23 protein-coding genes are annotated in these 25341 nt (G+C 66.2%); 13 read left to right on the top strand and 10 right to left on the bottom strand.

What is annotated here, in order from left to right; all coding sequences use genetic code 11:
- Positions 1–235 precede the first annotated feature (235 nt).
- From ACI2JO_RS15720 to ACI2JO_RS15695, 6 genes are all read left to right on the top strand, one after another.
- Positions 236–403 carry a hypothetical protein gene (locus ACI2JO_RS15720; protein WP_404721548.1) on the top strand — a complete coding sequence of 56 codons (168 nt, stop codon included), beginning with the start codon at positions 236–238 and terminating at the stop codon, positions 401–403.
- Positions 396–1175: a Crp/Fnr family transcriptional regulator gene (locus ACI2JO_RS15715; RefSeq protein ID WP_375272264.1), complete on the top strand. Its 780-nt coding sequence runs from the start codon at positions 396–398 to the stop codon at positions 1173–1175. The genes ACI2JO_RS15720 and ACI2JO_RS15715 overlap by 8 nt, the downstream gene beginning before the upstream one ends.
- Positions 1176–1186: 11 nt before the next feature.
- Complete coding sequence (locus ACI2JO_RS15710; protein WP_404721547.1) at positions 1187–1837, top strand: sensor histidine kinase; 651 nt, start codon at positions 1187–1189, stop codon at positions 1835–1837.
- A gap of 59 nt (positions 1838–1896) precedes the next feature.
- Positions 1897–2082: a hypothetical protein gene (locus tag ACI2JO_RS15705; protein WP_375272266.1), complete on the top strand. Its 186-nt coding sequence runs from the start codon at positions 1897–1899 to the stop codon at positions 2080–2082.
- A gap of 78 nt (positions 2083–2160) precedes the next feature.
- Entirely contained in the window at positions 2161–2412 is a 252-nt protein-coding gene (locus ACI2JO_RS15700) for a plasmid stabilization protein (protein ID WP_375272280.1), read from the top strand.
- Between the two features lie 126 nt (positions 2413–2538).
- Positions 2539–3312 (top strand): methyltransferase domain-containing protein, encoded by a 774-nt coding sequence (locus ACI2JO_RS15695; protein WP_404721546.1) that lies wholly within the window; start codon positions 2539–2541, stop codon positions 3310–3312.
- A 234-nt stretch (positions 3313–3546) separates the two neighbouring features.
- Here ACI2JO_RS15695 and ACI2JO_RS15690 read toward each other — a convergent pair whose 3' ends face one another.
- Positions 3547–4185: a recombinase family protein gene (locus ACI2JO_RS15690; protein ID WP_404721558.1), complete on the bottom strand. Its 639-nt coding sequence runs from the start codon at positions 4183–4185 to the stop codon at positions 3547–3549.
- A 503-nt stretch (positions 4186–4688) separates the two neighbouring features.
- On the opposite strand from ACI2JO_RS15690, the gene ACI2JO_RS15685 reads away from it, so the two are divergent.
- A complete protein-coding gene (locus ACI2JO_RS15685; RefSeq protein WP_404721545.1) occupies positions 4689–4898 on the top strand; it encodes a hypothetical protein in 210 nt (69 codons plus the stop codon).
- 280 nt (positions 4899–5178) lie between these two features.
- Here ACI2JO_RS15685 and ACI2JO_RS15680 read toward each other — a convergent pair whose 3' ends face one another.
- Entirely contained in the window at positions 5179–7155 is a 1977-nt protein-coding gene (locus ACI2JO_RS15680) for an alpha/beta hydrolase family protein (RefSeq protein WP_404721544.1), read from the bottom strand.
- A gap of 335 nt (positions 7156–7490) precedes the next feature.
- Between ACI2JO_RS15680 and ACI2JO_RS15675 the strand changes: the two genes are divergently transcribed.
- Both ACI2JO_RS15675 and ACI2JO_RS15670 read left to right on the top strand, forming a co-directional pair.
- A complete protein-coding gene (locus ACI2JO_RS15675) occupies positions 7491–7694 on the top strand; it encodes a hypothetical protein (protein WP_404721543.1) in 204 nt (67 codons plus the stop codon).
- Between the two features lie 75 nt (positions 7695–7769).
- Positions 7770–8192 carry a hypothetical protein gene (locus tag ACI2JO_RS15670; RefSeq protein ID WP_404721542.1) on the top strand — a complete coding sequence of 141 codons (423 nt, stop codon included), beginning with the start codon at positions 7770–7772 and terminating at the stop codon, positions 8190–8192.
- 2 nt (positions 8193–8194) lie between these two features.
- On the opposite strand, the gene ACI2JO_RS15665 is transcribed toward ACI2JO_RS15670, so the two are convergent.
- Genes ACI2JO_RS15665 through ACI2JO_RS15645 form a run of 5 tightly spaced genes read right to left on the bottom strand, consistent with a single transcriptional unit; the run spans position 8195 to position 16501 of the window.
- Positions 8195–10399: a WD40/YVTN/BNR-like repeat-containing protein gene (locus tag ACI2JO_RS15665; protein WP_404721541.1), complete on the bottom strand. Its 2205-nt coding sequence runs from the start codon at positions 10397–10399 to the stop codon at positions 8195–8197.
- 5 nt (positions 10400–10404) lie between these two features.
- Positions 10405–11904: a tryptophan halogenase family protein gene (locus tag ACI2JO_RS15660; protein ID WP_404721540.1), complete on the bottom strand. Its 1500-nt coding sequence runs from the start codon at positions 11902–11904 to the stop codon at positions 10405–10407.
- Positions 11901–13433 carry a tryptophan halogenase family protein gene (locus ACI2JO_RS15655; protein WP_404721539.1) on the bottom strand — a complete coding sequence of 511 codons (1533 nt, stop codon included), beginning with the start codon at positions 13431–13433 and terminating at the stop codon, positions 11901–11903. The genes ACI2JO_RS15660 and ACI2JO_RS15655 overlap by 4 nt, the downstream gene beginning before the upstream one ends.
- A 50-nt stretch (positions 13434–13483) precedes the next feature.
- Complete coding sequence (locus ACI2JO_RS15650) at positions 13484–15427, bottom strand: TonB-dependent receptor (protein ID WP_404721538.1); 1944 nt, start codon at positions 15425–15427, stop codon at positions 13484–13486.
- 12 nt (positions 15428–15439) lie between these two features.
- On the bottom strand, positions 15440–16501 hold the full coding sequence (locus tag ACI2JO_RS15645; protein WP_404721537.1) for a TonB-dependent receptor plug domain-containing protein: 1062 nt from the start codon (positions 16499–16501) through the stop codon (positions 15440–15442).
- Positions 16502–16849: 348 nt separating this feature from the next.
- Between ACI2JO_RS15645 and ACI2JO_RS15640 the strand changes: the two genes are divergently transcribed.
- From ACI2JO_RS15640 to ACI2JO_RS15625, 4 genes are all read left to right on the top strand, one after another.
- Positions 16850–18229, top strand: a complete 1380-nt coding sequence (locus ACI2JO_RS15640; RefSeq protein WP_404721536.1) for a glycoside hydrolase family 27 protein — start codon at positions 16850–16852, stop codon at positions 18227–18229.
- Positions 18230–18483: 254 nt separating this feature from the next.
- A complete protein-coding gene (locus tag ACI2JO_RS15635; RefSeq protein ID WP_404721535.1) occupies positions 18484–18702 on the top strand; it encodes a hypothetical protein in 219 nt (72 codons plus the stop codon).
- A gap of 72 nt (positions 18703–18774) precedes the next feature.
- Positions 18775–20421 (top strand): M28 family peptidase, encoded by a 1647-nt coding sequence (locus ACI2JO_RS15630; protein ID WP_404721534.1) that lies wholly within the window; start codon positions 18775–18777, stop codon positions 20419–20421.
- Positions 20422–20432: 11 nt separating this feature from the next.
- Positions 20433–21398, top strand: a complete 966-nt coding sequence (locus tag ACI2JO_RS15625) for an agmatine deiminase family protein (protein ID WP_404721533.1) — start codon at positions 20433–20435, stop codon at positions 21396–21398.
- Positions 21399–21736: 338 nt separating this feature from the next.
- Here ACI2JO_RS15625 and ACI2JO_RS15620 read toward each other — a convergent pair whose 3' ends face one another.
- From ACI2JO_RS15620 to ACI2JO_RS15610, 3 genes are all read right to left on the bottom strand, one after another.
- Positions 21737–23233, bottom strand: coding sequence for a S10 family peptidase (locus ACI2JO_RS15620; RefSeq protein WP_404721557.1), 1497 nt, complete (start codon positions 23231–23233; stop codon positions 21737–21739).
- A 122-nt stretch (positions 23234–23355) separates the two neighbouring features.
- Complete coding sequence (locus ACI2JO_RS15615) at positions 23356–24237, bottom strand: DUF1176 domain-containing protein (RefSeq protein ID WP_404721532.1); 882 nt, start codon at positions 24235–24237, stop codon at positions 23356–23358.
- Positions 24234–25328 carry a DUF1176 domain-containing protein gene (locus ACI2JO_RS15610; protein WP_404721531.1) on the bottom strand — a complete coding sequence of 365 codons (1095 nt, stop codon included), beginning with the start codon at positions 25326–25328 and terminating at the stop codon, positions 24234–24236. The genes ACI2JO_RS15615 and ACI2JO_RS15610 overlap by 4 nt, the downstream gene beginning before the upstream one ends.
- Positions 25329–25341 lie beyond the last annotated feature (13 nt).

The following is a 25341-nucleotide window of genomic DNA, read 5'->3' as shown; positions in this document are numbered from 1 at the left end:
GCCAGCGGAATATGCTGCATCAGCCGGGGTTAACCCCGGCTGATGCAAGCCGGAAGCTCGCATCACGCCCGGATGAGAAACCGGGGGACTGTCATACCAACCCCGGACTCCAGTTATAACTGGTAGAGCTTTGGGGAGCACGTCATGTCGCCTTCCCGACAGACCAGCCGATAGAACTTAACATGGAGAAGATGCCGGAATATGTATCGCATGTGAACGGTAGGTGGAGGAAGGCATGATCGAAGATGATGTCCTCTATTTCCAACGTCGCGCCGGAGCCGAACTGGAGTTGGCGCAGCGGGCGACCAAGCCTGAAGTCGTAGCGGCGCACCACCGGCTCGCCGAGGCCTATCTCGATCGTATCGCCTCCGTGGAACCGGCGAGGCAGGTGGAACATGCTTGACGAGTTTCGGTCCAGCGGGACCCTCTCACACCAGCGTTCGTCTCACCCGACGCTGCTAGGCACGCGGTTCGCCGCGTCTCCCTTCCTTTCGACGGAGGACCGGCTCGCGCTTGAGAGAGTCGCGCTTCCCGCAAGGTCGGTCGCAGCCGGCAAGGACTTGTTGCGGGAGAGCGAGCGCGCCGCCCACATCGAGGTTCTGATCGATGGGTGGGCGTGCCGCTACAAAATGACGCGAGACGGCCACCGTCAGATCGTGGCGCTCCTGACCCCCGGCGAAGCGGCGAACCTGGACGCTCTGCTCTTCACGCGCATGCATTATGCGGTGCGTACGCTCACCCCGACCAAGGTTCTCACCCTTCCGCGCGACCGCGTCCTGGCGCTGGCCGAGCAGCACAGCGGCATCGCCAAGACTCTCGGCTGGCTCGCGCTGAATGAGAACGCGATCCTCAGCCAGTGGGCGCTTTGCCTTGGCCGGCTGTCAGCCCGGCAGCGCTTGGCGCATCTGTTGTGCGAGATGAGCGCGCGGCTCGGCGATCTGGACGATGGGGAGAGCCGCTTCGAGCTGCCGCTGACCCAGGAGCAGATCGCCGATGTGCTCGGCCTCACTTCTGTCCACGTCAATCGCACGGTCCAGCAGCTGCGCGCCGAGAGCCTGATCGAGACGAAAGGGCGCACTGTCATGATCGCCGACATGGACGCGCTTCGTCAGATCGCGGGTTTCGATCCTGCCTATCTACAGGACGGGCGAGCATCCGCCCACCTCGCGCCATGAACGATTCCGAGATGGCAACGGCCTACGCCAATCCTTCTGCCGGTTATCGGGCCCTGTCGCCGGAAGCCGAGCTGCTGCTGCGCGAAACCAATCATCGGTGCAGCAACGACCTCCAGCTCGTCGTGAGCCTGCTCGCGCTTCAGAGCCGGAAGGCGGCAAGTGACGAGACGCGGCAGGCGCTGATCGACACGATGGAGCGGGTCGCTATCCTCGCGCGTGCCCGAGCGTCGCTCAAGGAAGAACGCCGACCGACGCTGGAGGCGGCATTGCGGCAGGTGTGCGAGGCGTTGCAGAGCCAGGCCGAGCCGCGCTCCATCTTCCTGTCGCTGGAAACGGCGAGCGCCGTGAGCGGCTTGTCGGCGGTTCAGGTCACGACACTGACGCTGATCGTCAACGAGCTGGCGACTAACGCCATCAAACACGCCTTCGCACAGGACCGAAGTGGTCGCATCCGCATCGTCGTGCGCCCGCACGACAGCCGAAGTCTGACGATCATCGTCGATGATGACGGTCTTCCTTTTCCCGAGATCGCAAGTCGAACGACGGGTGGACTGGGGCTCGGACTTGTACGGCGATTGCTCGAGTCGATCGGCGGGGTCGTCATTCTGCCCGCGAACGGATCAAAGTGTTTCGAGATCAGGGTGCCGATGGCGAGCCACTAGGCGTCATCTTGTCGTAGCCTTCGTGTGGAGAGTAGCTGGAGCAGACTGAAGAGGGCGACGTGACCAACGACAATCTCGAATATTATGAACGGCGCGCCCGAGAGGAAGCCGAGGCAGCAGACAGTGCGAAATCGGCCGAGGCGGGATCGGCGCACCGCCTGCTCGCGATCGAATATGAAGCGCACGCGCGCGAATTGCGCAGGCGCACAAAGACCCGTCCGAAGCTGACGATCCGATCAGCCTGACGGGCGAGCAGGAGAGAGCCGATACTCTAGGGAGACAAGGACGACTATACCGATAAGCAGAAGCGTAAGGCTGAGCACATCGAGGAGAGCTACGAGGAACGCGGCAGACCCAAGGATGAGGCCGAACGCCGCGCCCGAGCGACGGTCACCAAGGAGAGCGGAGGCGGCGACGAGCCGGGATCGGGTCGCGGCAAAGCCGACATGCATGACTCCTTGAAGACGGGCGGTAAGAAGGGCGGAGAAGCATCCGCGCACCGATCGGCAGCCGATCGCTCCGCGTCCGCTAAGGCGGCAGCGGCGACCCGCAAGCGCAACGTCGCGGGAAAGTGAGAGATGGGCGGGATGTGGCCGAGAAGATGGCCACCAGCCCCCAGGTCGTCGGCCCAAGGGGCGAGAACCGGAACGCCTCGGATCGCCGTGTTTTCTCACGGAAAGAACATCGCACGGAGAGCGGCAATGACCGACGTTCAACGCGCACGCGATCGCATGATGGACGTGCATATCAAGCGGCGTGGCGTTCGGGATCAGCGCGTGCTGGCAGCGATGCGTGCCGTTCCGCGGGAGCGCTTCGTCGAACCGGGCCTCGAGGAGTTCGCGTATGAAGACGCTCCGCTTCCCATCGCCGAGGAGCAGACCATCTCGCAGCCCTTCATCGTCGCGGCGATGATCGAAGCGGCGGAGGCGCGGCTCGCCAATGTTCGATTTGAGCAAGGAGACGCCGAACACCCCGCCTATGCTGCCAGCAGCTTTGATCGTCTGTTCTGCGCGTCCGCCCTTGTGTTGATGTCGGATATCAACGCGGCCTTGCGCTGTTGGCGTGACCTTCGGAAGCCGGGCGGTACGATCGCGTTCGACACAGCCGCCAAGCCATTCGGCTTTTCGCAACGCGCGTCGGAAGCGGCGCTTCGTCACGGGGTGAGGCTGTCCTACGGCGAAGTGGCGGACACGCCTGAACGGTGCCGGGACTTGCTGGTTCAGGCAGGGTTTGAGGTCGTCGATATCCGCAAAGCTTTCGCGAATACCAACCCAGTCGCGATCGACGACGTGATCGCCATGTACGACGAGCGCCTGGATCATCCGGCGTGGCGGGGCATCAAGGAGGCCAGAGCCGAAACGAGGGAGGCGATCAGGGCCGACTTCATCGGCAGCGCGATTGCCGACGCGGTGAGCGGCTATGTTCCCAATGATATGGCTTTGTTCTTCACAACGGGCAGAAAACAGCCGAGCTAAGGTCACTTGAGTTCGCTCGACCCTCGTCGCTCGCTGCGGCAAATAGCGCTATCAGAACGCCGCCACTTATCACGAGCGTTTACAGGAGTTCGGTGAGAGAAGGCCCGAAAACGTACGCTAAGTCCGGCGCTTGGCCGTGGTGGTGCACCGCCGTCGAAGTAGATCACGTCTCTTGGCTCAGAGGTCATGATATCGGCAAGACCGGCTGGACTGTGCGGACAAGCCCGGCTCGCTTCACGAGGTCGGCGCTGCTGGAGCCGTCCTGGCGCGGTAGAGTGCGGTGACGCGCTTGACATGCGCGATGCTGCATCCGGCAAGCTCCGCCGTCTTCGCGATGCTCATGCCCGCCTCGCGCAGGCCCACGATCCGGCGGTGGTGAGCGAGGTCGGGCTTGCGGCCGGTGTACCGCCCTGCCCGCTTCGCGATCTCGATCCCCTCGCGCTGCCGCTCGCGCCTGGTCTCGTAGTCGTCGCGCGCCGTCTGTAGCGCTACCCGCAGCAGCATGTCCTGCATCGCCTCCAGCACGATGCGCGCCACGCCCGCGCTGTCGGCTACCAGTTCGGACAGGTCCACGATGCCCGGCACCGCCAGGCGCGCCCCCCTGCCGCGGATCGTCTCCACCAGCAGCTCGGCCTCCGCCAGCGGCAGGCGGCTGATGCGGTCGATCTTCTCGGCCACCACCACCTCGCCCGGCTGCAGGTCCGCCACCATGCGCAGGAGCTCCGGCCGGTCGGGCCGCGCGCCGGACGCCTTCTCCCGGTACACGGCCGCCACGTAGAAGCCGGCCGCCCGCGCGCCGGCGACGATGCTCTCCTGCCGCGTCAGGTCCTGCTCGTCCGTGCTCACCCGCAGGTACACCCGCGCCGCCCTCACCTCGCTGCCTGCCACGTGCTCATCACTCTCGCCCGGCGTGCTTGGGTATACTCATCCGAGCTAACCAGCACGCCACCAGCTCAGGTCGGCTAAGCCCGATGCTGCGTAGCCTAGCTCATTATCCCGGATTTATTTGGCCGCCTTCTACTTTCACGTATAGCTGAAGGGTCTCTCTGTGGGCTTGGCGTCGAGAGGCACCTGTGCTCCTTGCTCGCTTGCCGCGGATGCAAGTCGGTGTCTCGCCGAGTTCCCTTAAGCAGCCTGCTAGACATTCTGCGACAGGAGGCATACGAACGTGGGTACACCCGCCGAGTACACCTGCCGGCTTCAAGGGCGGCGAGAACGACGGAAAACCGTGGCTTTCACAGCCGAGCGCCTCCTCCCGTAGGGGTCACCATACTAGGTTTTCCATAACTTGGATGGTCTGACAGCGAGATTGCCTCACAGCTTTGGGTCGCGCTACCGAGAGGCGACACGCCGCGCCGCCATTCACGACGCCGGACATGCGGTTGCAAGTCGGCGAACGCTCATCGCCGAAACATCAAAATTTCATTCGATTGTCGACCAACCTGATGGTCAGCGCGCTTTCAGCCAGCCTTCGGTCACCTCTCAGCCAAGCCTGCGCCGCGATCGACCTTGTTGAAGCTGCGCGACCGGACACGATCGAATTGCGCGCCGGTCGATCGCCGAACGTCGAATCGGGGGCTGAGTGAGGCAGACAGGCTTCTCGCCGCTCACAACCTTGCGGAAGGGCTAGCCAGTCGTCGCGATGGGGCGGTGGCTCCACCGGCAAGGCCGCATCGATAGGGACGAGCTACGTCAGTGGTGAAATACCCAGCGCCTTCGTCGATCGCGATAGCGGCGCCTCGTTGATCCGCTCGTCATCGTCTCCGTGTCGGCCGACCGGACGTTCTTTACAGACCGCAACCGCGGACCGCCGCCCTCCCCGGACATGTTCTCGCGCGGGGGTAGCGGACGGAGATCCGCTCCCGATCAGCCGCCGAAGGTCTTGCGCAGAAACGCATCGCTCCGTGACAGCATCTGCGCCCGCGCTTCACTGTCGTCGAGTTGATGGTCGAGCTTCGGAAATTCGACCAGCGTCGACTGCTTGCCCGCCGCGCGCAGCCGCTTGTCCATCAACCGCGACTGACCGATGCCGACATTGAGGTCGATATCGCCGTGGAACATCAGCACCGGCGCCTTGAAGCGGTCGGCGTGGCGCGCCGGTGAGCCCTTGGCGACATTCTCGCCCGAACCGATCTGCCGCTCGACCAGGTCGCGGTTGGAAAAACCTTCCGCTTCGCTCTTCGCGCGGCCGAAATCGGTCACGGGCGCGATCGCCACCACCGCCTTGAACAGATCCGGATCGACGACGTTGCTCTGAAGCGCGGCATAGCCGCCATAGGACCAGCCGACGATCGCCAGCTTGGCGGGGTCCGCGATCCCCTCCTTGACCAGCCAGCGCCCTGCATCGGTGACGTCGCCGATCGCCAGCTCCCACGATTTAAAGCCGTTGTCCGCGAACCACGCGTCGCCATATCCCGTCGAGCCGCGGAATTCAGGCTGCAACACCGCATAACCGCGCGCCGCGAAGAATTGCACCAGCCAGTCGAAGCCCCATTCGTCGCGCGACGCCGGACCGCCGTGCGGCATGACGATCGTGGGCAAGCCCTTGGTCGCCCCGCCAGGCGGCAGCGTCAGATAGGCGGGAATGATCGTTCCGTCCTTGGCCGGAAAGCGCACCGCCTGCATCGCACCCAGCGGCACGTCTTCCAGCTCGGGCCGCGCGGTCGTCAGCCCATCCAGCTTCCGCGTCGCCTTGGTGTAGAGATAATACATGCCCGGATCAGTATCGCTGCCCGCGTAGATCAGCAGCTTGCTCTCGTCGGCGGTCGCGCCGAGGAAGTGGATCAGCGGCGTCTTGGGCAAGGCGCGTGCCAGCGCGGCGGCGAGTTTCTTGTACTCGGGATCGAAATAATCCGTCTGCCGCCGTTCGGTGATATAGGTGGCGCCGATGATCCGCCCGCGCCGCCCGATCCGCACGATCGAATCGACGTCGACCGTTGGATTGCTCGAGACCAGCTCGCTCTTCATCGACCCGTCGAGCGCGACGCTGTAGAGCGCCAGCCGGCCGTCGAGCCGCCTTGTCGCGAACGCGACATTGCGGGTGCCGTCGACGCCAATCGGGTCGAGCGACTGGCGATCATCGCGCAGCGACTTGCTGAACAACGTCCATTTGCTCTGTCCGGTCGGGCGATAGGAATAAATCGCATCGCCCTTCAACTGCCCGTCGGCCCCGCGCGGCAGCTCCACCTTCAGACGGATATTACCCTGTCCGTCGGCATAATAGTCCTCGGTATCCCCATCGGGACGCTCGATCAGCTCGGCCTTCCCGGTCGCGGCATCGACCAGCTCCACGCCGAGCCCGTCGCGACCATCGTTCCCGAGATTGGAGCCAAGCTCGGCGCGTTCAGGAACGAAGTTTCGCTGCATCAGCACCTTGCCGTCGCCCATCCGCCAGTCGATCACATCGCCGTCGAACTGGTTGGGGCGCTCGGCATGATGGGTCTTGCGCCCAAGATACAGCGGATGGCTGCCGTCCGCATCAAAGGCGAGCAGCCGCGTGAACGGAATACGCTGCGCGCCATAATCACCGATGCCATAGAATTTGCAGATGAGACGCGACGCGGAGGCCCAGCCGCAGCGCTGGGGCGTAACCTTGCCGCCGTCGCCGAGGTCGAGCGGAGTCATCTTTCCACTCACAAGATCGACGATCACGGCCGCGCTGCCATGTGTCCCGCTCGGCACGATATAGGCGATGTGCGATCCGTCCGGCGCCAGGCTGACCTGCCGAACGGCTTCGCGCGCGCCGAACTTGGCTGCGAGATCCTCGCCGCCCGGCGCCGCCTGCACCGCCGCATTCGTCCCCGCCAGCAGCGCCGCCAGCGCTACCCCCGTTTTCCCCAGCAACGCCTATCCCCCGATATGGACCGGCGAACCGCGCCGGCTCCGCCTGTCTGCCAAGCATCAGGCCACTTTGTCGATCGTGTTTCCTCAGCAATTCGCCAGAAAGTGGCGCGCGATGGGTCAAGCGCCTGCCGACGCAACTGACCGCAAAATAATCTTTTAATTTCGATGGAGGTAAAAAAGCATAATCACTATTTAGAATCAGGCAAGCCTATGTATCTTGGCCTTTATTACAGGCTTTCACTTGACCACGAACCGATTACAGCCCGTGCATTACCAATATATCACGGTTAATTTGCTTTGTTAGCAGCAGTTTAGTCAGCTGGCGAAACTGCGATATGCTTGACGGGCGCGGGATCGGTCCGGCGCGCATCCGCAGCGTCGCGGTCGACAAGGGCGTCATCACCCGCGAACAGGCCGATGCGCTGTCGGATCAGGAAGCGATCAACCTCATTTATCGTCCCGGCCTCTCGACCGCGGCGAAGGTGTCCAACCTGCCGGGGCGCGGCGTCGGCATGGATGTGGTGCTCAGCGCCGTGTAGAAGCTGGCCGGGCGCGTCTCGGTCAGTTCGCAGCTCGGGCACGGCACCGTCACGCGGCTGTCGATGCCGCTCAGCATGGCGGTCACGCGCATCATGGTCGTCGACATCGGCGGCAGCCTGTACGGCATTCCGATCGACCATGTCGTCCAGCCGACGCGGCTCGACCCCGACGTGATCGCGCTGCGCCCGACCGGCCTCGACATGAAGGAGGGGTCCAGCGCGGAGGCGGCGCTGGACCCTCTCGCTAACGGCCTGACCACGCGAATGATTTTAACCGACCTCCACATGGACGGGATGAGCGGCATCGATCTGGTGAAGGCGGTACGCAAGCTGCCTGGGGATGGCCTTCACCCCGATCGTGCTGCTGACCACCGAATCACAGGAAGATCTGCGCAAAACCGCCAAGTCCGCGGCGCAACTGGTTGGTCAGTAAAGTCTTTTAACCCGACCAAGCTGGTGGCGCTGGTAAAAGAAGCTGGTCCCCTGACGGACCGCTGACGTCAACGCCCCACCGGATCGCCATACATGATCCCACGCCCGTCAGTTCCCACGTAAACCCTTCCGAACAGGCGTGGATCGCCGCTGATGACGCGCAGCCGCAGACCCCATTGATGCGCGTCGTCGTTGATCCGTGTCCAGCGCGCGCCACCGTCGATCGACCGATAGATGCCGCGCTGCGCTCCTACCGAACCGATCGCATAAAGCGCCGGCCAGTCGCTGCCTGCCGCGCCCTTCCCGAGCCCGAAGCGCGTAATTGCAATGCCTTGCGAGGCACGCGCCCAATGCTCTCCCCGATCGACCGAGCGATACAGATCTTCCCCGACCAGCAGCCACAAGCCGCCGGCGCGCCCCGGCACCGCCACCAGCGGGTTGGCCGCCTCCCGCCCGACCGTCCGCGCGCCCGACAGATCAGCGGGCAGCCCGACGCCTCCTGCGGCGTGGAAGGCCGCTCCCCCATCGTCGCTCCGCAACACGTGCCCCGGGTCCGCATCGACCGCGTAGAAGCGGCGCGCATCCGCCTTGTCGGCGGTCACACGGGTGCGCACTGGTAACCCACGGACAAGGGACCAGTTTTTCCCGCGATCACGCGTCAATAACGGCTGCTCCGTTTCAACCACGAAGGTTTCGCCATCGGCAGAAACGGTGATCGCGGCACTTCCGGTCTGCGCGCGCGACGGTTCTCCGCCTTCCCCGCCCTGCGCCGGAACACGCAACGGTTGCCACGTATCGCCGCCATCCGTCGACCAGGCAAGCGAGGTGTCAGGCACGACCGGCTTGTGCGTATTGCCGCTGCGCACCATCACCAGCGGCGCCATGCCGGCATAATCGAGCGAATTAGTGTTCGTCAGCATCGGGTTACGATGCACGTGCCGCGGCGAGCGCGTCATGTCGTCGTGCCGGAAGCCGCCGAGATCGCCGAAGCCCGACACCAGCGGCGCGCCGCCCGTCGGACTGACCAGGGTGATGATCGCCGTCTGCTCGATCCCGCGCGTCCACGGCGCCCAGCGCATTGCACGCGATTGCGCGAAGTCGTTGGTAGCATAGACCGTTGCGCCGGTGACGTAGGCCGCGTGGCCGGCATCGAACGGATCGATCGCCAGCCCGGCGATCCAGTGCCCGAAGTTAGCCTTGCCGTCGAAATCGAGGAACGGCGTGGCGGACACGTCACGGACGCTATCGCGCGCCAGTTCACGCCACGTCCGCCCGGCATCGGCCGACCGCCACACCGTATCTCCGGGGCGATAGCGATTGACCGTCGCGACCCCGATCACCCGCGGATCACGGGCCGCGACCGCCACGCCCATATAGCCGCCGGGCACTACCTTCGCGCCCTTCAGCGGGGTCACATCGTGCCACGCGCCGCTGCGCGGATCGAAGCGCCACACTGCGCCGCGCGTGATCCCGTTTGGACCGATCGCGTCGCAATAAGTGAGCGTCAGCACGCTGTCGGCACCGATCACGCCTTTCACCGGCAAGAGATCCGCCGCCGGCCCGCCCGCCACGGCCTGCCATTGCGAACCGCCATCGTCGGAGCGGAACAGATGCTGCGCCCCCGGATCGGCGCTGGCGACGAAGACCCGCCCGCGCTGCGCCGGATCGAACAACACGAACGACAGTCCGCCATGCGTCGTGCGCGGTCGATCGGGTCGCCCCAGACCGGCAAGCGGAAACGCCGCGACCTTCTGCCAGTGCACTCCTGTATCGTCGCTGCGCCACAATCCGTCATGCCGCGAGCCGAACATCAGCGTCGCGGTACGATGCGGATCGATCGCCAACCGCTCACCCAGCCCGCGGCCATCCTCGTTGCCGCCCATTGCAAACGGCACGACCGTCTTGCGCCAGTGCGCGCCGCGATCGGCGGAACGGAAGATCGCCGCCGGCCCGCGCCACGACATGCCCGCGGCCAGATAAACGACCTCCGGATCGTGCGGATCGGGAGCGATGCTCTCGATCCCCATGAAGTTTGATTCCGCCTCCTCGTCCTGCAACGGCTCCCAGCGGAGGCTGCGCGAGTCCCGGCGATACGCGCCGCCCATGTCGGTGCGCAGATAGGCGAGCCCGCGTTCGACCGGGCTGAAGACGATCCCGGGTGCGAACCCGCCACCACCGACCGTGACATTCTGCCACTGGTAGGCTGTTGCCGGCGGCGGTGCCGCACCGATAGTGCCCAGAAAGGCCAGCGCGAGCAAAGCCGGATAGCGCATCGCCGTCATCTCCCGTGTGCGCTCGCGCAATGGCGCGCGATGAAGGCGGCGTGATCCGGCATCGCCGCCGCGGTCTGTGCAATCACCCCGTGCAGATGGTGGAGGAAGCGCCCCGCCTCGTCACACGGCAGCGCGGCGAGCAGCGGATCAAGCGCCGCCGGCGCGGCATCCTGCCCGGCGAGCACCGCCACCCAGCTATCATCGGTGAACAGCTCGCCCGGCTCGGGCAGCACCCGCCCGCGCTCACGCCACAGCGCCAGCTTCTCGGCAAGCGTGTCGGGCGGCGGCGTGGTGCGGCAATGCTGCCAGAAGTCCGAGTCGCTACGTTCGGTGGCGTGGTAATGAAGGATAATGAAGTCACGGATCTGGCGGTATTCGGTGCCAAGCAGGCGGTTGTAGGTATCGCGCTCGACCGGGGCGGTTGCCGCGCCGGGAAACAGGCTCATCAATCGCGCGATGCCAGACTGGATCAGATGGATGCTCGTGGATTCAAGCGGTTCGAGGAACCCGCCCGCCAGCCCGATCGCGACGCAATTGCGCTCCCACAGCCGCTCGCGCACGCCCGCGGTAAAGCGCAACGCGCGCGGCTCGGCCGACGCCGCACCATCGAGCCCGCCGAGCAGCGCGTCCGCCGCCCGCTGATCGTCGACAAACGCGCTAGCATAGACATGGCCGTTGCCGACGCGATGCTGCAACGGGATGCGCCAGCGCCAGCCCGCCTTTTCTGCGGTTGCGCGCGTGTAGGGCAGCAGCGGCGCGGTCGGGGCACTCGGCACCGCCAGCGCGCGGTCACATGGCAGCCAACGCTGCCAGCTGACGAACGGCACGCCCAGCGCTTCCCCGAGCAGCAGGGAGCGGAAACCGCTGCAATCGACGAAGAAGTCACCAGCGACACGGCGCCCGTCGGAGAGGACCACCGTCGTGATGTCACCGCTATCTGGAGACAGCTCGACCGAGCCGATCCGCCCCTCCACGCGCGTCACGCCTTCGCCGACGGCCCGCTCACGCAGGAACGTCGCATACAATCCAGCATCGAAATGAAAGGCATAGCGCAGCGACGACAGCACCGCCGCCGGATCGCGCGACGGTCGCGTGAAGCGCGCCAGACGCGCGGCAACCGCGGTCAGGCAATAGTCTTCCAGCGTCCCTGCGCTGTCGGCATCCCGTTGTGCGCGCAGCAAAAGTTGGTGGAACTTCACGCCCTGCACGTCGCGTCCGAACGTGCCGAACGGATGCAAGTAACGCGCGCCGACGCGGCGCCAGTCGACGAACTCGATCCCCAGCTTGAAGGTCGCGCTCGTCGCACGGACGAACGCGTCTTCGTCGATGCCAAGTCGCTGATTATAGTCGTGTAACGAGGGGATCGTCGCCTCGCCGACCCCGACGGTGCCAATCTCCTCGGACTCGACCAGGGTCACGTCGATGCCCGCTGCCGTCAGCCGCGCGAGCACCGCCGCGGTCATCCAGCCCGCGGTGCCGCCACCGACGATAACGACGCTCTTCACGCTGCGCCGAACCCGCGAACACGCGCGTAATCAATAAGTTGTCGGTTGCTCGGCAGATTGGCGACCGCGAATGCCGCTTGCCGCTCAACCTCCGCAAAGGCACGCCGCGCCTCCTCGGCGTAGCGATAAGCCCCTGCGCGGGCGGACAAATCCGTCTTCCAGCCCATGCCGTACAGCACATATTGCCAGCTTGCGTCGGTGAAGATGTCGACGTTGGCGTCCATGTCGATCTCGGTCGGGGGGCGGTAACGCCAGCGTTCCAGCATGTCATGGAGGCTGTCCGGTACCGAGGATGCCGCAATATTATCGCACCAGAAATCGGAATCGCGCCGCTCGGTGATGCAATAATGTAATTTGATGAAGTCGCGTGCGCGTTCGTACCGCTTCAGCATGTTTGCGTTGAACTGCCGTGCGGAGGTCTCGTAGTCGCCGCCCCACGGAAACAGGTTGGCAACCATCCCGGCGGCCACTTCGGAAAAGACGATCCCGGTCGCCTCCAGCGGCTCGAAGAACCCGCTCGACAATCCGATCGCAACGCAGTTGCGGTGCCAGTTGACCTCGCGATAACCGGCCTCGAAGCGAATCTTGCGCGGCTCCAGATCCTGCCCGGTGTAGGCGCGCAGCAATTCCGCCGCGCGCGCATCGTCGGTGTGCGCCGACGAATAGACGTGCCCCACCCCGCGGCGGCGATCGAGCCCGATGTCCCACATCCACCCCGCCTCCTGCGCGGTGGCGACGGTATAGCTGACGATCGGCTCGCGCTCGTCGCGATACGGCACCTGCACCGCCAGCGCGCTGTCGCAGAACAGCACGTCGCGGCAGGACCGATATGGCATCCCCAGCGCCTTGCCGATCAGCTCGGCGCGGAAGCCGGTGCAGTCGATGTAGAGATCGGCGGTCAGCGTGCCGTGGCGGTCGGTGACGATCCCGGCGATCGCGCCGTCCTCACCAACGGTCACCTCGTCGACGCGACCGTCGAGATGCGCCACCCCGCTCGCCACCGCCTTGTCGCGCAGCAGCGCGGCGAGCGCGACCGCGTCGAAGTGGAACGCATAGTTGAGCGGGGCGACATAATCGGGATGGCTGGGCAACTTGGGCGCGCGGTGCGCGTCGGCGGCCTTCTTCTGCGGGCTGCACACCGCGTCCCAATTGTCGGTGCCGCCGTGCCCGAGCAGCCAATAGGGCAGAAGCTCGACGCCGTTCGGCGCCTCGGCGACCTGAAACGGATGCGTATAATGGTCCGGCCCCATCGCGCCGGGGGTGAAGCGCCAGTGCGCGAACTTCGCGCCCTGCTTGAAGCTCGCGCCGCAATGACGGACGAGATCGGCCTCGCTGATCCCGATCGTCGCCAGCGTCTTGCGGATGGTCGGGAAGGTCCCCTCCCCGACGCCGAGAATGCCGATGTCGGACGACTCGATCAGCGTGATGGCGACCCCGCCGGGCAGGTCGGCGCTCAGCCGCTTCGCCAGATAGCCGGCGGTGAGCCAGCCGGCGGTCCCGCCACCGACGATCAGGACGCGCTTCTTCATTACCGACTCCTTCGCAGGCCCGCCCCGGGGGAGCGAGCCTGCGCATCCTATCAGAACGACAGGTTGATGCCGGTACTGATCCGGCGATCCGCCTGGAACCAGCTCCGCCCGACAAGCTCACCGCCGGGATAGCCGCCCATCAACGTCCGTTGCGTCGCCGCGGTCAGGTTGGTGCCCTGGATGCCGAACGAGAAATTCTCGGTCACCTTGAAGCGGACACCGGCGTCGAGAGAGCCGTACGCCGAACCATAGACCGGCAAGGCGATCTGGGTTCCGGCCCCACCGACGGTCGGTCCGTCCTGATCGGTGATCACGCCCGGCGCGCTGTAATAATTGTATGCCGGATTGGTGCCGTTGCTGTTGGTCGATTGCAGATATTTCGACCGCCACGAATAAGCGATCCGGAAGGAGATCGGATTGCGTTCGTAGAGCAGGGTGGCGTTGAGATTATGCTTCGACAGCCCGACCAGCGGCGCGTCACGCTTCACCACGCCGTTGATGTCGCGGTAGAAATCGCCGGGGTTCGAGCTTTCGATGAACGTGTAATTGCCCTCGAACCCGAAGCCGCTGAGCACACCGGGCAGCATATCGAGGAAGAAACGACCCCCGACCTCGACGCCCTTCACGGTCGCGGCACGATCGGCGTTGACATAGTCGCTGGCGGACGCACCGACGCTCTCGGTCGTGCCGTCGGCGAACACCACCGTTACCTGTCGCTGGGTCAGCGAGAAGATCGGCAGGTTGGTCAGACGCTTGTAGAAGGGCGCGAGGTGGAACGACGTGCCCGGCCGCAGATAATATTCCAGCGACAGGTCGAAATTGTTCGACATCGTCGGCTTCAGCAAGGGATTGCCGGTGTCGGCGGTAAAGTTGGTGAAGATCGGCGGGGTCGCCGATCCAGTGGTCGCCACACCGACCGACCCCGACGCGCGCAGCGCGTTGAACGTCGGCAGGTCGATTGTGATGTTGTAGCCGGCGCGCAGCTTGATCTTGTCGGTCGGCGCGAACTCGAGGTTCACCGACGGCAGGAAGCGCGTGAACTCGGCCTTGCCGCCGCGCGGGACGACCGCGGCCGCCAGCGTCTGCTGGACGCCGTTGCGAATGAAGGTGTTGCCGTTCTGGCGGATGAACCCCGAGCCTTCGTTCTTGATGTTGACGACGCGCAGCCCGACGTTGCCCGAAATCCCCGGCGTATCCCCCTGCGGCCCGAACCGCACCAGCGCATAGCCGGCGAGGTTCTCGGTGCGGTTGTTCACCTCGTCACCCAGCCGGAAGCCCGACGGCGTGATGCCCTGGTTGCCGCCATAGCCGCTGCCCGGCGGCAGCATCCCGGCCTTGGTGCAATCGCCCCCCGGGCAGAAGCCGGCCGGCGGTGATGCGACCAGCCCGGTGCGATCGCGGACGTAACGCCGCGCGAGCGCTTCGCTGGCGAACATCAGATTGCCCGGCAGCGTCGTGTCGCCGCGGAAGAAGTCGTTGAACGCGTGGTAGGACGTGTCGCCCGGCGCGGCATTGGCGTAGCTCAGCTGCGGGTCGCCGTTCCAGCCCTGCCCGAGCGCGGCCCAGTTATAGCCGTTCGCGAAATCGCGTTCGGTGCGCTTGGCATAGCGCCCGCCCATCTTCACCGAGCGGAAGAAGCCGTCGTCGAACTTGTATTCGAGATCGACCTGCCCGGCATCAAGCCGCCCGGTGTTGTTCTCGTTGTGCGGCATCGACGCGGTCCACAGATAGCTCGCCGGATCGGCGAACCCGCCCTGCGTCGCCTGCGACACGGTGATCCGCGGCAGATCGCCGGTCAGATCCATCCCGAAGCCGGAACCGAAGCTGACGCTGCGGAAGATGTCGAGCCGGTCGTAGATCTGCTTCGAATCGACGCGCTGCAGCGAACCGCTGATCCGCAGCCCGCTGTCGTCGGGGGCATAGGCGAAGGACAGCGAATAGTCGCGCGTCACGGTGTTGCTGGCGACATAGCCCTTGTTGCCGCTGCTCAGCACGGTGCCGCTCGGCTAGAAGGTGTTCGGGTCGCGGTTGAACAGCGAATTGGTCTTGAGCAGCAGCCCGTTGCTGTCGAACTCGCTGGTCGCGGGATCGACCGCCAGCGTCTGCGACGACACCTGCGCGCCGTAATCGCTCGACGTGCTCTTGTAGCGCGACTGGAAGAAGCTGCCGGTGAACGTCAGCGCCTCGGTCGGCGCCCATTGCACCGCGCCATAGATGCCGTAACGGCGATACTGGAACGCCTCGTCACCGTAGGTGAAGCCGCCGGGAATGTAATAGTCTTTCGAATCGATCCGCGTCTTGAAATACGGCTCGGTACGAATGAACTGCGACAGCGAGCTGAACTGGCTGTACGCAACGTCCGCCAGCACGCCGATCCGTCCGATGCCGGTGTCGAACGACTTCGTGACCAGCACCGAACCCATCGGATCGGCCTTGTTCGCCATGTCCCCGAGGCTCAGCTCACCGGTGCCAGCGACATGCCAGTCGCCGTTGAAGTCGAACGGCATCTTGGTGCGCAGGTCGATCTGCCCGCCGGTGCCGCCTTCGATCAGATCGGCGGTGGACGCCTTGTAGACATCGACCGCGGCCATCAATTCCGGGGTCACGTCGCTCCACAGGATCGCGCGACCGTTGTTGGCGCTGAAAATCTCGCGGCCGTTCAGGCGCGATGCGACGCCGGTCAGTCCGCGCACCTGCACGCCCGAGCCCTGCACCGAATAGTGATCGGGATCGCCCAGCGCGGCGAACCGGACGATCGACACACCCGAGACGCGCTGCAGCACTTCGGTAATCGAATTGTCGGGGAGCTTGCCGGCGTCGTCAGCGACGATCGAATCGACGATCGTCTCGCTACGGCGCTTGCGTTCATCGGCGGCCTGCAGCGCGGCGCGGCGGCCGGTGACGACCACGTCGCCCGCGCCGGCATCCTCACCGGCCGCTTCCTGCGTCGTTCCGACCGAACCCTGCGGCTCGATCTGCGCCTGTGCCGCGGTGGCGAGCACGACGGCCGCGAAAGCGATGGTCGATGCGCCGCGACGAAGCGCGCGCGAGTGACGGTGTGACAGCATATCCTCCCCCTTCGAAAATCAATGTTACGCTTGACGCGTTTTCGATAGCGCTCCCAATACTCTCGCCATTTTTAAAAACAAAGCATTTAAAGATGCTGTTTATCAGCCTGTTGTCCTGTCACGCCGGTCTTCCGCGCACGCCCAAAATGGTACATCGTGGTATGTTAGCGCCAACATTGAGAGATCGCGCCAAGCGCCGGGCGTACCGACAGCGCGCCGCGCCTTGTCGCGTGAGTTCTCGGCACCGAGGCAGCCGCGATGACGCATATGTTCGGGCTGCGATCCTCTTCCCCGCGCCATGTCGGACAATTAGGAGGGCGTGACAGCGTCACCGGGAGAGGGAAAAACATGACCATCACAGCGATCAACCGGCGTGAGGCCCTGCTCGGCGCGACCGCGGCCGGCGCGGCGGCGTTGACCATCACCGAAGCCGCGGCTGTCAAGGGCAAGCAGACGCCGGCCACGCACGATGCCGCCGTCCTTGCCCCGCGCCCGCCGATGGGCTGGAACAGCTGGAACAGCTTTGCGACGGCGATCACCGAAGCGCAGGCACGCGAAACCGCCGCGATCATGCGGGCGAAGCTGTTGCCGTTCGGCTACGACGTCTTCACCGTCGACATCCAATGGTATGAGCCCGAGGCGTCGAGCTACACCTACAACGCGAAGCCGAAGCCGGCGATGGACGGCTATGGCCGGCTGATCCCGGCGCCCAACCGCTTCCCGTCGAGCGCCGACGGCTCGGGCTTCACCAAACTGGCGCGCGACGTTCATGCGATGGGGATGAAGTTCGGCATTCACCTGATGCGCGGCATCCCGCGGCTGGCGGTCGAGAAGAACCTGCCGATCCTCGGCACCGCATATCGCGCCGCGGATATCGCGGACAAGACCAGTATCTGCGCGTGGAACCCCGACATGTACGGCGTCGACATGACGAAGCCGGGTGCCCAGGCCTATTACGACAGCGTGTTCGCGCTTTACGCGGGCTGGGGTGTCGACTTCGTCAAGATGGACGACATGAGCCGCCCGTACGACGCGCACGCGCCGGAGATCGAGGGCGCGCACAAGGCGATCCTCGCCACCGGGCGTCCGATGCTGCTCAGCCTGTCGCCGGGTGAGACGCCGGTGATCCGTGGCGGCCACGTCCGCGACCATGCGCAGATGTGGCGCATTTCCGACGATTTCTGGGACGACTGGGGGATGCTGGAGGCGCAGTTCACCCGGCTGGAGAACTGGAACCAGTGGCGCCGGCCCGGGGCATGGCCCGATGCCGACATGCTACCGCTCGGCCGGCTCGCGCTCGGCCAGCGCGACACCAAATTTACCCCGGACGAGCAGCGCACGCTGATGACGCTGTGGTCGATCGCGCGCTCGCCGCTCATCATGGGTGGCGACCTGCGCCATCTCGACGCGCCGACGCTGGCGCTGCTCACCAATCGCGCGGTGCTGGCGGTCAATCAGGCATCGACCGACAACCAGCCGCATTTCGTCGAGGATGGTACGCGCATCTGGTCGGCCCGCCCCGAAGACGCACCCGCCGATCGCTACGTCGCGCTGTTCAATACCACCGACAAGCCCAAGGAGGTCGGCATCGCACTGCGTCAGCTCGATCTGCCCGGCAGCGCGCGCGTCACCGATCTGTGGAGCGGTGCGGCAGTGGGTCGCGTCACCGCCCGCCTGACGCAGCAACTGCCCGCGCACGGTGCCGCCCTCTATCGCCTGACCGCGTGACATCCCGCGCCTCCCGGCAGCCCTTCGGCGGGTCGGGAGGTGCGCGCCAACCGCGTTGACTTGCCAGCAAAAAGACCCATATTCACGGCATGAAGGCTGACGTTCATCAGCGCTTTCGCGATCATGCAGGGCAGCTCGCCGCACGCCGCTAGCCCGGGTTCGGCGCTACGCCGCGCGGGCCCGGGATCACCTCGCCAGAAATAGCGCGGTCGTCGCCATAAGGTCCGCGCCGCCGAGCCAGCGGAACCCCTGCCATGAACAGCAATATGTTGCCGCGCGATGCCGCGCCCCTGCCCGCCGACCGTTCTTCCGCTGCGGTCAATCGCGACCCCCGCGTCGTGGTGCCCGGCCTCGACGCGCCACCCGCCGCAGCGCCACCGGCCTCCGAAAATGCGCTGGCGCTGGGGCTGCTGGTGACCATCCTGTTCTTCGGCATACCGTTGCTGCTCTATTGCGTCCTCACCTCGCCCTGACGATCCCGCAACGCGTGGACAGCGCCCGCGCCGCTTGGCAGAAGGCGGGCCTGTTCCCGCGGAGTCTCGTCCATGCGTTTGCGTCTTGCCGCCTTGCCCCTTCTCGCGCTGGCGACCGTCGCCCCGGCGCAGACGATCGTCGCGCCAATCTCCGAGCAGACGCTCAAGGACGTGACGAAGGAGCTGTCGTCCGACGCCTATGAGGGACGCGCGCCGGGCACCGCGGGCGAGGAAAAGACCGTCGCCTATCTCGCCAAGCGCTTCGCCGCTGCCGGGCTGAAGCCGGGCAACAAGGGCAGCTGGTTTCAGGACGTGCCGCTGGTCGAACTGACAGCCAAGAACGTCTCCCCGCTGGTGTTCACCGGCGCGGGCGCACCAATCAGCCTCAATTACGGCCCCGACATGGTGGTGGGCACGTGGCGGATCACCCCGCGCATCGAGGTGAAGGACTCGCCCGTCGTCTTCGTCGGCTATGGCATCAACGCGCCCGAGAAGGGCTGGAACGACTATGCCGGGCTCGACGTGCGCGGCAAGACGGTGTTGATCCTCGTCAACGATCCCGACTGGCGCACCCCCGGTCTAACCGGCACATTCGGCGGGCGCGCGATGACCTATTATGGGCGCTGGACCTACAAGTACGAGGAAGCCGCGCGGCAGGGCGCCGCGGCGGCAATCATCGTCCACCAGACCGAGCCCGCCGCCTACGGCTGGAACGTCGTGCAGTCGAGCTGGACCGGCCCGCAACAGGTCGCCGACGCCGCCGACAATCACGCCGGGGACAGCGCGGCGATCGGCTGGATGCAGGAGGCGCAGGCACGCAAACTGTTCGACCGCGAAGGACTGGACTTCGACGCACTCACCGCCGCAGCGGCACGCAAGGGCTTTCGTGCGCGGCCGCTGAACGGCGTCCGCGCCACGGTGTCGTTCGACGAGAACGTCCGTCGCCACCAGTCGCGCAACGTGATCGGCATCCTGCCCGGCACGACGCGACCGAATGATTACGTCCTCTATTCCGCGCATTGGGATCACCTCGGCCATTGTGAGGCCGCGCCCGACGGCGACGACATCTGCAACGGCGCGATCGACAACGCCACCGGCACCGCCGCGCTGGTCGCGCTGGCAGAGGCGAACGTGAAGGCCGGCCCAACCCCACGCAGTCAGGTCTTCGTTGCGGTGACGGGCGAGGAAAGCGGGCTGCTCGGCTCCGAATATTACGCGGCCAATCCGGTCTATCCGCTCAGCCAGACGGTCGGCGGCGTCAACATGGACGCGCTGTCGCTGGCGGGTCCGGCGAAGAACGTCGTGGTGGTCGGCAAGGGCAAATCCGATCTGGACGCCTATCTGGACGCCGCGCTCAAGACGCAGAACCGCGTCGCCAGCACCGAGCCGACACCCGAGAAGGGTTTCTACTATCGCTCCGACCACTTCAGCCTCGCCAAGCGCGGCGTGCCGATGATCTATTTCGACGCCGGCGACGATCTGGTCGCAGGCGGCAAGGCCGCGGGCGCGGCGGCGGCGAAGGATTATGAGGAACACCGCTACCACGGCCCCAAGGACGAGTACGACCCGAACTGGAACTGGTCGGGCACCGTGAAGGACGTGCAGCTCTATTACGGGATCGGCCGCGCGCTGGCGGAAAGCAGCGCCTGGCCCAATTGGGTGGCCGGCGACGAATTCCGTGCGATCCGCGACAAGAGCCGCGCGACGGCTACCAAGTAAGAGGGACGACGATGACCAAGACTCCGCCGCCCGAATGGGCTCCGCATGCCGCCGTCTGGATCGGCTATCCCAGCCATCCCGAATTGTGGCTGGAGGATCTGGACGAGGCGCGCGAAGAGGTGACCGCCTTTGCGCGCGCGGTCCATGCCGACGGGCGTGGCGAGCAGGTGTTGCTGGTCGCCGCCGATGACGAAGCCGCCAGCGACGCGCGCGAACGTGCCCCGTTCGCGGAGGTGGTGATCGAGCCGTTCGGCGACATCTGGCTGCGCGACACCGCCCCGATCCTCGGCGGCGACGGCAAGGCGCGCGACTTCGGCTTCAACGGCTGGGGCGGCAAGTACGAATTGGAAGGCGACGACGACGTCGGCGCACGCCTCGGACGGGCGCGGGGGTTGACGGTGGTGCCGTGCGACTGGATCCTCGAAGGCGGCGCGATCGATGGCGACGGCACCGGGCTGGTGGTCACAACCGAGCAATGCCTGCTCAACCCCAACCGCAACCCGCGCATGTCGAAGACGGAGATTGAACAGCGGCTCGCCGAGGATCTCGGGCTGACGCGCGTGCTCTGGCTCGGCAACGGCCTGCTCAACGATCATACCGACGGGCATGTCGACAACCTTGCGCGGTTCGTGGCGCCGAACCGGCTGGCGCTGCCCCTCGCCGAGGAGAACGATCCGAACTGGCAAGTCTATCAGGACGCCGCGATCCGCGCGCGCGCGATGGGTGTCGAGGTGGCGGAGGTGCCGTCGCCGGGCCGCGTGCTGCGCGACGAACAGGTCGTGCCGGCCAGCTATATGAACTTCTACATCGGCAATGTCGCGGTGGTCGTGCCAGTCTATGGCAGCGAATATGATGACGCCGGCGTGACGGCGATCCGCACGCTATTCCCCGATCGCGAGGTGATCGGCCTGCGCGCCGACGCGATCCTGACCGGCGGCGGCAGCTTCCACTGCATCAGCCAGCAAATCCCGGCCTAGCCGCGCCCGCGCGGCGGTGCGCGGACCTATGGGCCCGCGCAAGGCCGAGATCGGCCGGTGAGCGGCAACGCCGGTCGTCCGACGTGAAGGCGGCGGCGGCGCGGTCGCCCCCTCACCTCGCTGTCGCTCTCGACTTCCACCCGTCATTGCGAGCGTAGCAAAGCAATCCAGGGCCGGATCAGGACGCCCTGGATCGCTTCGCTACGCTCGCAACGACGACAGATTGAGAGGCGCTCACTCAGTCATCACCGTTCGTGCCGAGCCTGTCGAAGGACGGGCGACAAGGCACGTGCTTCGACAGGCTCGGCACGAACGGTGGGTGAGGCCCCGAACCCACCTCACCGATACATCGCCGCCGCATCGGCCTTGAACGACGCGCCGCTGTCGGTGCGGCTGTAGAACATGTGCCCGCCCGGATAGACGCGCAATTGCACCCGCTCGGGTACGCCAAACGCCGGCATCTGGTCGACGATCAGCCGCGACGCGAAGAATGGGCACGACAAATCGTCCCAGCCATGCACGATCATCACGCGCATCTTCGGATCGTTGGCGATCGCCTTGCGCAGATCGCTGACCGGCGTGTCGGCCGGCTGCCCGCGATCCCACGCCGCATTTACCGCGTATGACAGCGCATTGTAGCGCGCGTCGGTCTTCCAGCCGACCTCGCGCGTCACGAAGTCGACCATCGCGCTGGTGGTCGGCGCGATCAGCGAGTCGAGCAGCGGATCGTTCGACTCCTGGCGCGGCGACCATGGGAAGGGATCGAAGGCGGTGACGTTCGAATCATAGATGCTGCCGATCGTGGCATCGTTGCGATGCACCTCGCGCAGGAAGGTGCGGCTGTCGACGCGCCCGCCCATCCGCTGCACCAGCGCCGGATCGAGCCCGGTCAGCCGCGTCACGTTGCTGACGACGCGCTGCACCGCCTCGCTATTCGCGCGGCCGAGCAACAGGTCGCGCGCGAAGTCGCCGCGCGTATAGGCCTCGACCTCGGCCATCGCCGCCGGGGTCAGCTGCCCCTTGCGCTCCAGATTGGCGGCGGCCATCGACGGCAGGTCGATCATCCACGGCAGCGGCGACAAGGCGGTCGCGCCGTCACCCGATGCCGGGTCGAGATACGGCGACACCATGATCAGCCCGTTGATCCCGACCCCGATCTGCGATTGCAATTCGTAGGCGATGCGCGGCGCGCGATAGCCGCCATAGCTTTCACCCATCACGTACTTGGGCGAGCGCAGTCGCCCTTCCTTGACCAGCCAGTCGTAGACGACCTTCGACAGATATTTGATGTCGGGATCGTTGGCGTAGAACGCCTTCTTGGTCGCATCGGCATCGACCAGGCTGCGGCTGAACCCGGTGCCGATCGGATCGATGAAGACCAGATCGGTCATGTCGAGCCAGCTATTGGGATTGTCGCGCGCGATCGGCGCGTCGGAGGGAGAATCGCCCTGTGCGCCGAACTGCACGCGCTTCGGGCCGACCGCGCCCATGTTGAGGTAGACCGATGCCGCGCCCGGCCCGCCGTTGAACGCAAAGGTGACGGGGCGCGACGCGTCGCTGCCGGGCACGGTATAGGCGGTGTAGACCACCTGCCCGATCTCCTTGCCCTTTTCGTCGCGCACCGGGATCGTGCCGACCGTCGCCTTGTAGCTGATCGCACGACCGCCAATCCGTGCGGTCTGCGTGATCGTCTTGTCGGCGGGCAGCGGCGGTTGCTGCTGCTTGTCGTCCTCCTGCTTCTTCTCGACGGTGGTGGTGGTCTTGTCGGTCTGCGCCAGTGCGGGCGCGGCGGTGGAAAGCAGCAGGGCGGCGAGCGACAGCGTACGAACGATCATCGGCAGGGTGACATCCGAATGGAGGCGCCCCGGCGGAGTGCCGGTGGCTGATCGCGCCATGCTACACCCTCATCGCCGGCGCGCAATCCGCCGCTTGCCCGGATTGCCGCCGCCGTTTCCCCCTAATTGGCCCGCACGGTGGCGCGATAGGTCGTCACTTCATAGGTCGCCCGCCGGCACTCGGCGACGACGCGCTCCTCGGCGAGCCTGAAGCGCGCCCCGTCCCACACGAATTCACGCCGCACCCCGCAATCGCGACCCGGCGTGGCGGGCAGCAGCACCGCATAGCGATGCCGCGCCGGCACCCACGCACCGGTCGCGGGCAGATCGACGGCGGGCTGCGCGTCGCCCTTGTCCGGCACGACATAGGGCAGCGCGCCCGCGCCGCGACACGGCGATACCACCTCCAGCAGGCTATGCGCCGCATCCAGCCGATAGCTACGCGCATAAACCGTGCCGCATCCCTCGGCGGGCTTGCCGACCAGCTTTTCCAGTTGCTTGCGCGACAACGTACGCGGCGGGCGCGCGTCGACCGGCGGCACGTCGATCACCCCCGTCACGGGCCGCGCAGCCGCGCCCTCGACGATCGCGGCCAGTGCGGCGCTCAGGCCGGTCAGTGAGAGGCGCGCCCGCACCCGTCCGCCGGGGTCCGCGAGCGTCAGCGCGCGTCCCCGTCGCAGCGCCGTGGCCAGCTTTCCGGTGAACGGCAGCGACAATCCCGCCCCGCGCCCGGGCGCTACCAGTTGCGCGATCGTCCGGCCATCGACCGCCACCGTCATCCGCATCCCCGCCGCAACCGAGGCCGGGATCGGCAGGTCGATCGCCGCCACCGCGCCATCGCGCCGCAGCATCACCATAGGATAGGCTTCGGGCTCACCGCCCTCCGGTACCTGCGACAGGGCGACGCAGCGCTGGCGATCGTCGCAAAACACCCGCCAGTCGCCCGCGTCGACCGGTTCGATCGCGATCGCCGCCTGCAACGCCAGCATCAGCGCGGCGCTCACCCGCGCACCACCCGTGCGCGCCATACCGGCAGGTAATCGGGATTGCCGCGACACTCGCCCATGCTGCGCTGCTCGACCAGTCGCAACTGCGCGCCGTCCCACACGAACGACTGCATCACCCCGCAATCCCCGAGCCCGCGCCCCTTGGCATAGCTGTTCAGCACGCCACCTTCCACCTCGCCGTTGATGACGCTGTGCACCGGAGTTTGCGAATCCGCGCCGGTTTCCTCGAAGCCGGCGGGCGCATCGACCTTCGCTGGTTCCGCCTTGCCGTCCCGAACGATGAACAAGGCGTCGATCTCGTTATACGCGCCCGCCGAACAGGGCAGCAGCACCAGCGTCGCACCATCCGCCAGCCCGTGCGTGCGCGGTCCCGATCCCGTGAAGGACGGGTCGCATTCCGCCGTCTTGCGCAGCGAGGCGAGCAGGTCGGCGGACAGCGTCGCCGCCTTGCCCGCGAACGCCACCGCGCGCACGCGTGGCGCAGCGCGCGCCGCCGGCACCGTCGCCGCGGGCTTGTCGCCGCGCGCGACCAGCGCCGTCACCGTTCCGGCGCGCCCTTGCTGCGCGTCGATATAGCGGAGCGCCGCCGCTGCCCCGGCGGCAGAGATCGTACCGAGCCGCTTGCCACCCTTGTCGAGCGCCTCGATCGTCATGGCGTTCGCCAGCGCACGCGCGATCGCCTCGGCCGACGCATCGCGCTGCCCCTTGCCGGCAACCACGAACGTCCGGCCATCGATCCGCAACGTGGCGGGCGCGTCGCCGTCGCCCTGCGGCATGTCGAGCGCCACCTCGACCACACCGTCAGCGCCGGCAGCACGCGACACCTGCAACGTCACCGCCGGAAAGTCGGCATCGGTGCCGAGCGACGCCATCGCGCAGCGCGCAACATTGTCGCACGCCACCGTCCAGTCGCGGAACGTCTTCTGCTCGCCCGGCCTCGGCACGACCTGATCGTCGCTCACCGTCGTCGCGACCGGAGTCGGGCTCGCAGCAACCGCGGGCGCGGGTGTCGGTGATGCCGGCGCTTCCGCGGGCTGGCGCGAACAGGCGGCCAGACCCAGCAAGGCCGCAAACGCCACTCTTTTCATCGCCCTGCCCCCT

This window comes from Sphingomonas sp. NPDC079357, assembly GCF_044901155.1.
Taxonomy (GTDB): Bacteria; Pseudomonadota; Alphaproteobacteria; order Sphingomonadales; family Sphingomonadaceae; genus Sphingomonas.
The sequence above is the reverse complement of the archived record's forward strand: the minus strand, read 5'-3'. Positions and strand labels throughout refer to the sequence as shown.